General features: G+C 71.2%; 4 protein-coding genes. 2 read left to right on the forward strand and 2 right to left on the reverse strand.

From position 1 onward, the window contains the following. The first annotated feature begins 85 nt into the window (after positions 1-85). A complete protein-coding gene (locus ACLN58_RS16225; RefSeq protein ID WP_415856290.1) occupies positions 86-2,107 on the forward strand; it encodes an HNH endonuclease signature motif containing protein in 2,022 nt (673 codons plus the stop codon). A gap of 437 nt (positions 2,108-2,544) precedes the next feature. Further along, positions 2,545-3,918, forward strand: coding sequence for an MFS transporter (locus tag ACLN58_RS16230; RefSeq protein ID WP_415856291.1), 1,374 nt, complete (start codon positions 2,545-2,547; stop codon positions 3,916-3,918). An 83-nt stretch (positions 3,919-4,001) separates the two neighbouring features. On the opposite strand, the gene ACLN58_RS16235 is transcribed toward ACLN58_RS16230, so the two are convergent. Further along, positions 4,002-4,664 (reverse strand): DUF305 domain-containing protein, encoded by a 663-nt coding sequence (locus ACLN58_RS16235; protein WP_415856292.1) that lies wholly within the window; start codon positions 4,662-4,664, stop codon positions 4,002-4,004. A 957-nt stretch (positions 4,665-5,621) separates the two neighbouring features. Next, positions 5,622-6,358 (reverse strand): HAD-IC family P-type ATPase (locus tag ACLN58_RS16240; RefSeq protein WP_415856293.1); only part of this gene is annotated, 737 nt, incomplete at its 5' end.

The following is a 6,358-nucleotide window of genomic DNA, read 5'->3' on the forward strand; positions in this document are numbered from 1 at the left end:
GTGTCGCGCGCTTGGCTGGGAGATCCGTTCGGGGTGGTTCGCTATGCGAGCTTATTTTGTCGGTGGGGGGTGCGAGGGTTGGTTCATGGGGGAAGACATGGGGGAAGATCCGCGCGATGACGCGGCCAAGCAGGCCGCCGAGGCGCCGCACGAGCCGTTGGGAATGCCGGGCGCGTCACGCCAGAGCGCCGACAGCCAGGGCGCACGCAACCAGGGCGCCGGCAACCAGAGCACAGGCAACCAAAGCGCAGACTGCCAAGGCGCAGACAAAGGTCCGGCCGAGGACGACCCGCCGGCCGATGGGCCGCTGGGCGATGGGCCGCCGGCCGATGGGCCGGTGGCCGAGATCCCCGTAGGACAGGAGGTGGGAGGGGATCCCGCCAGCCAGTCCGCGGTCACCGATGAGCCAGCAGTCGAGGGCCCGGCAGCCGACAGTCCGGCGAGGCTTCCGATGCTCCCGAGCGGCGCAGTGTTCGAGGCGGACGCCGCGTTCGTGGATGGGCTCGTCGAGACCGTCAAGATGCTCGAGGCGCACGAGGCCCGCATCCACGCGCTGCGGTCGTTTGCACTCTCGGAGCTGTGCGAGCACTTCCGGCGGGGCGCCCGGGACAGACTCGAGGCCGCCGAGGCCCCCACCCTCGCCGCCGCCGAGATTGCCGCGGCGCTCAACGTCTCACAGCGCACAGGCCGCGCTATGGTCGAGGAGGCTCGCGCCCTCGCCGAGCCCGGCTTGGCCCCCGTGCTGGACGCCCTTCGGGACGGGCGCTTAGACCGCCGCCGAGCCCGAGCGGTGGTGGAGCACGCGGCCGTGCTGCCGCCTGGAAAGGACGCAGCATTCGCCGCCGCTGCGGTTGAGCTCGGTTGCCCGCAAGGGGACCCCGCATTGGCGCCGAGCCCGGGGGCCTTCTCGCGGCGGCTGCGCCGCTTGGCCGAGGAGCACCACCCCGAGGCGCTCGCGGCGCGCAAAGCCCACGCCACCGCGTTTCGCCGCGTCGACGTCGAGCCAACACGGGACGGGATGTGCTGGATCACCGCCCACCTGCCTTTGGAGGTCGGGGCCGCGATCGACACTCGGCTCGAGGCGATCGCCCGCTCCCTCCAAACGCCCGGCGAAGACCGCGGGATCAGCCAGCTGCGCGCCGACGTCTTCCGTGATCTTCTCCTCGCCAGCGCCGTCCCTTCCGGGCCCGGCCTCTCCAACGAGGTCGCGGGCTCCCGAGCCGGAACGTCGGGCACCGCGAATGCTGGGTCTGGGCGGCCAGACAGCACGTGGTCTGGGGAGGGTCCCGGCACCGCTTGGTCTGGGGTTGCCGGGCCAGACAGCGCCCGGTCTGGGGCGGATCCCGGTACCCCTTGGTCTGGGGGTGCAGGGCCCGACAGCGCCTGGTCTGGAGCTGCGGAGCCTGCCGCCGCGGAGTCCGTCAGTGGCGCGCCGTATGACGGCACACGAGTCACGGGCGGCGTGCGGATGGAGGTCGTGGTCACGGTTCCAGCACGCACGCTGACTGGCGAGTCCGAGGTACCCGGCGAGATTCTGGGCTACGGATCGCTGGATGCCCCTGCTGCCAGGCTGTTGGCCGCGCAGGCCGCCACCTGGACCACGATGTGGGTCCACCCCGACACCGGGGCCCCGTTAGCGCTCGGCCGCCGGCGCTACACCCCATCGCTCGCCATCCGCCGCTTCCTGGGGGCTCGCGACCGCACATGCCGCTTCCCGGGTTGCGACAAACCCGCCCAGTCCACCGAGACCGACCACACCATCCCTTGGCAGCACGGCGGAACAACAGACGCTGCCAATCTCGCGCTCCTCTGCCCCGAACACCACCGTCTGAAATCCCTCGGCCACTGGAAGGTCAAACAGCTCGACCCCGAGCCTTGGCGCGAGGAAAAGTCAACGCGACCCGAAGCAACGGAACCAGGTGCAACTGGGCCCTGGGCATCTGGACCCTGGACAGCCGGCCCGGGCACACCTGCATCCGACGCACCTCACCCGCACCCGAGTGCGCAAACCGCCCTGCCACCGCCGGGCGGCGTCCTCGAATGGACCTCGCCCACGGGTCGCAAGTACGTCACCCACCCCGAGACCGACGCCCCGCCACCCTTCTGACGGCTCCGCGCTCTGCCGACCGCGCACTCCCGACTGCCACGCGCTCTGCCGACCGCGCACTCCCGCCTGCCGCGGGCTCATGCCTGTCGCGCACTCCCGCCTGCCACGCGCCCTGCCGACGCGCACTCCCGCCTTCCGCGGGCTCATGCCTGTCGCGCTCCTCTATGCGGCGCGCTCTGCCGACCTCGCACTCCCGACTGCCACGCGCTCTGCCGACCGCGCACTCCCGACTGCCACGCGCTCCGCCGACCGCGCACTCCCGCCTGCCGCGGGCTCATGCCTGTCGCGCTCCTCTACGCGGCGCCCATGCCATCTGCGGGCCGGGGACAGCAGGCACTCATCAGACACCGTTCCCCAAATGTCCATTAGGCGAGACAAAAGTGCTCACAATGTGGACGCTGCGGCAAGATGACGTGGAAGCGACGGGAGGGGAACCCATGCGCAGTAGGCAGGACGACGGGCCAAACAGCAACCGGCGCCGCGAGGCAAGCCGCGACGGGCGGGGCGACAGCCCGCAGGGGATGAGATCGGGCGACGCAGCGGGCAGCCAACGCAGCTCGCAAGGCACGGTCCAAGCGACCGCGACCGCGACCGGAACCCCAGCCCCAACCCCCGCTAAGGCCTGGCTCATGCTTTTGCTCGGGGTTGGCGCGCAGACGGCGGGGACGACGTTCGTGAGTGCGCCCGCCTTCCTCATCCCCGAGCTCACGACTCACCTCGGCATGCCCCTCGCGCAAGCCGGGCTCCTTGCTGCGGCGCCCACGGTGGGCATGGTGTTGACGCTCATCGCGTGGGGCGCACTGGCCGATCGGATCGGCGAGCGCTGGGTGATCTCAACTGGTCTGGCACTCACCGCGTCGGCAGCGCTCGGCGCGGCACTCACGCCCGGCTACGCGGCACTCGCCGTCTTCGGCATGCTGGGGGGAGCAGCTGCGGCGAGTTCGAACGCGGCGAGCGGGCGCGTCGTCGTCGGCTGGTTCCCGAGGCATCGACGCGGCCTGGCCATGGGCATCCGCCAGATGGCCCAGCCACTCGGCGTGACCATCGCCGCGCTTGCCGTCCCCACCACGGCGGCAAGCCATGGGCTGGCCGCTGCAATGGTCCTACCGATGGTCCTCAACGGGGCGCTCGCGATCGCCTGTGCGCTCGGGATCGCGAATCCCCCTCGCTCGACGCGCTCCTCCAGCCAATCGCCGCAGGCCGCGGGAATCCCCTCGCAGCACCCGCAGCACCCGAACCCGTACCGGCGCGGCTCGTTTCTGTGGCGGATCCACACGGTCTCGGTCCTGCTCGTTGTGCCGCAGTTCACGCTCTCGACCTTCGGTCTCGTGTGGCTGATTGCCGACGCCGGCCTCGACGGCATCACGGCGGGCGCCACCGTGAGCGCGGCTCAGATGATCGGGGCTCTGGGCCGCATTGCGATCGGCGTCTGGAGCGACCGGATCGGCAGCCGGGTGCGGCTCCTGCGCTGGGTCGCCGTCGCGGGAGCGGCGACAATGGCCATCGCCGCGCTGACGGACGTCGCGGCGCTCAGACCTGCCGCGGCCGCGGCGTTCGTCGTCGCGACGATCGTGAGCGTCGCCGACAATGGGCTCGCCTTCACCTCCGTGGCTGAGGCCGCCGGTCCGCAATGGTCGGGCACCGCGCTCGGCGCCCAGAACACGGGACAGTTCGTCGCGGCCTCGGTCGTCGGGCCCACCATTGGCGCCCTCGTAGCGGCCGTCGGGTACCCGATCGCGTTCTGCCTGGTCGCGCTGGCGCCCCTCGCCGCGATCCCCCTAGTCCCCGCGGAAGACGCGCACTCCGAGTGAGCGGGGTGCCGTGCGCGGACACACGGCACCCCGTCCCACCAGCCCGCGGCGCGGCCTACATGCCCACCAGTCCGCGGCGAGGTCTACATGCCAGCGAGGAGCACCTTCATCTCGGCGATCTCCTGCGTCTGCGAGTCGACGATCGAGGCTGCCATCGCGACCGCGTCAGCGTTCCTGCCCGCGCTTTTCTCGGTCTGGGCCATCCGCACGGCGCCCTCGTGATGCGCCACCATCTGGCTCAGGAAGAGCTTCGAGGCGGTCGGCGCGTCGGCCGGCGCCAACTGGTCGAGGTCGCCGCTGCTCATCATGCCCTCCATGCTGTGCCCGGCGCCGGCAGAGCCCGTCGAGCCGGTAGACGACGAACTCGAGGTGGGCATCGCCGTCGGCTGTTCCCACGCGGTGAGCCAGCCCTTGAGTGTGGCAATCTCCGGCGCTTGGGCCGCCTTGATGCGCACCGCCAGCGCTGCGACGCGGGCGTCGAGGCCGGGTTTCGCGAGCACGGTCTCGCTCATTGAGACGGCTTGCTCATGATGCGGGATCATCATCTGCGCGAACATGGCATCCGCTGCGTTGAACGCGGCGGAGGCCGGTGCTGTTGCCGGGGCCGAGGCAGTGGCCGAGCCACTGGCTGTGGACATTGGCATCGCGTGGCCAGAGTGATCGGGAGCCTGCGCGGTGGATGAGGGCGCCGAACCCGGCGCGCCACACCCTGCGAGCGCAAGGGCAGCCGCGGTGAGCCCGGTCACGGCAGCCAGTCGAGTCGGGGCAGCCAGACGGGTCCGTGCAGCCAGTCGAGTCGGGGCAGCCAGACGGGTCACGGCAGCCAGACGGGTCGGGGCAGCCAGACGGGTCAGGACAGCCAGTCGGGTCACGCCAGCCAGTCGAGTCGGGGCAGCCAGACGGGTCAGTGCAGCCAGTCGGGTCACAGCAGCCAGCCTGGTCGGGACAGCCAGTAGGGCGCGGGGGAACTTGGGGTTGGTCATGAGTTTTCTTCCTATCGATCAGCTTGGTAGCGCACACACGTGCGTGGCGCCCCGCCGACGGCGGGACGCGCGGAGCCGGGGTCGGCCTACGTTCGGCTGATCGAGAGGGCGGCCAGACTTGGCGCGGGAGCCCGCACGGCGCACGACGGCGCAGCATCACCTCGCGCCTCCAGCGCGGCATCGGAGCGCGCCAGGACGACGACGGCGGGCACCGACGGGGGCTGCGCTCCCGGCGCTGGGGTGCAGTCAGAAACATACGAAACGCTGCCGGAATCCGGGCAGCCGGCGTGGCACGAGACAGCGTGCGTCCCGGGCGACACCACTGGCGCTCTCTCGAGGGCTCGGTAATCAGTGCCGGCTGGGTGATCAGCGCTGGGTGCTTGATCAGCGCTGGCCGGGTGACTGCCGGGTGCTTGATCAGCGCCGGCGGGGTAAGCGCCTGCCGAGTGAACCCAGGCCGGGTGATCAGTGCCGGCCTGGTTGGCCCCGTGGCTCCCGACGCCCTCGAGCACGTGCATGCCGAGAAGGCCCGCCATCACCGGAACGACGACGAACGCTACGAGAGCTGGCCGCGCCATCCCCATGAATCGCGCCCCAAAGAATCGCACCCCCAAGGATCGCGTCGCCAAGGATCGCACCCCCACGGACCGCGCCCCCAAGAATCGCACCGTGAGCACCCCCGCAGCCCGTCCCAAAAATTCCCCCACGAACCCCATCCTGCTATCGAACCCGCGCCGGATCCACGTCGAACCGCCGCAGGAGCTGCGCGTTGAGCGCCACGATGATCGTCGAGAGGGACATGAGCACGGCCCCGATCGCGGGCGAGAGCACGACGCCCACCGCCGCGAGCACCCCCGCGGCGAGCGGAACGGCAACCACGTTGTAGCCCGTGGCCCACGCGAGGTTCTCCCACATCTTCCGGTAGCTCGCGCGCGAGAGCTCGACGACCGAGACGACGGAGCGCGGATCGTTCCCCGCGAGCACAACGCCCGCCGACTCGATCGCGACATCAGTCCCCGCGCCGATCGCGATCCCCACGTCCGCCCGCGCGAGGGCGGGGGCATCGTTGACGCCGTCGCCCACCATCGCGACCCTGAGCCCGCGCCGCTGAAGCTCGGCGACTTTCTGGTCCTTGTCCTGCGGGAGCACCTGGGCGAAGACCTCGTCGATCCCCAGGTCCGCGGCCACCACGTCGGCAACTTGCTGGGCGTCGCCCGTAATCATCGCCACACGAACGCCGCGGCGCTGGAGTGCCCGAACGGCGTCGCGCGACTCCTCGCGGACCGCGTCCTCGAGCGCGAGCGCGCCGACCACCCGACCGTTTCGGATCACGTGCAGCACCGTGGCACCGCGCGCCGTCCAGCGTTCGACGGCGCCCACAAGCTCCGCGGGGGTGTCCAGCCCCTCGCGCGCAAGGAGGGCCGGCCCACCCACCTTGACCAGCGCGCCGTCGACCG

Origin of the sequence: Sinomonas sp. G460-2 (assembly GCF_047759905.1) — a bacterium.
GTDB lineage: Bacteria > Actinomycetota > Actinomycetes > Actinomycetales > Micrococcaceae > Sinomonas.

Excerpts from the sequence above, each read along its gene's own strand:
- ACLN58_RS16225 (WP_415856290.1), top strand. The coding sequence starts at position 86 with ATGGGGGAAGACATGGGGGAAGATCCGCGCGATGACGCGGCCAAGCAG.
- ACLN58_RS16230 (WP_415856291.1), top strand. The coding sequence starts at position 2,545 with ATGCGCAGTAGGCAGGACGACGGGCCAAACAGCAACCGGCGCCGCGAG.